The organism is Clostridium sp. AF28-12 (assembly GCF_003435225.1).
Classification (GTDB): domain Bacteria; phylum Bacillota; class Clostridia; order Lachnospirales; family Lachnospiraceae; genus Pilosibacter; species Pilosibacter fragilis.
The window spans coordinates 1-437 of record NZ_QWGJ01000029.1 but is presented as its reverse complement, the minus strand read 5'-3'; the positions used below and the strand labels follow the sequence as shown (position 1 = coordinate 437).

Genomic DNA, 437 nt, shown 5'->3' with positions numbered 1-437 from the left:
GACATACCTCCTGCGGGGAGGGGCCTGACTGTCATAGATCAGGCCAAAGTCCTGTGCCAGTTTCTCCGCCGCTTCTTTTGAGGAGAGGTCAAAGAGCTTTGCGATAAAGTCGATCACATCCCCATCTTCACCGCAGCCAAAGCAGTGGAATCGCTGGTCTACCTTCATGCTGGGGTTCTTATCATCGTGAAAAGGACAGCAGGCCATACCATTTCGTTTGACCTCGATCCCATAAAACGCTGCCGCTTCTCTGGTGCTGACCGACTGCTTGACTGCTTCAAATACATTCTCTGCCATGTGCCTTTAACTGCTGGACTTTCTCACAGGGGGCTGGTATCCGGCGGCTTTGGCCCGTTCACTGGCAGCCTTGCGGCGCTCGGCGCTGTATGGCTCCCGGACTGATACACACCGCTTGGGGACGGTAAAGTTATGGGCGT

General features: G+C 54.9%; 1 protein-coding gene and 1 pseudogene. Both read right to left on the bottom strand.

All coding sequences use genetic code 11. The annotated features are described in order from the left end of the window. On the bottom strand, window positions 1-297 hold a 297-nt coding region (locus DWY93_RS17650; RefSeq protein WP_242990707.1), incomplete at its 3' end, for a CHC2 zinc finger domain-containing protein. A gap of 6 nt (window positions 298-303) precedes the next feature. Next, window positions 304-437: pseudogene (locus DWY93_RS15615) on the bottom strand (immunoglobulin); the annotation flags it as partial.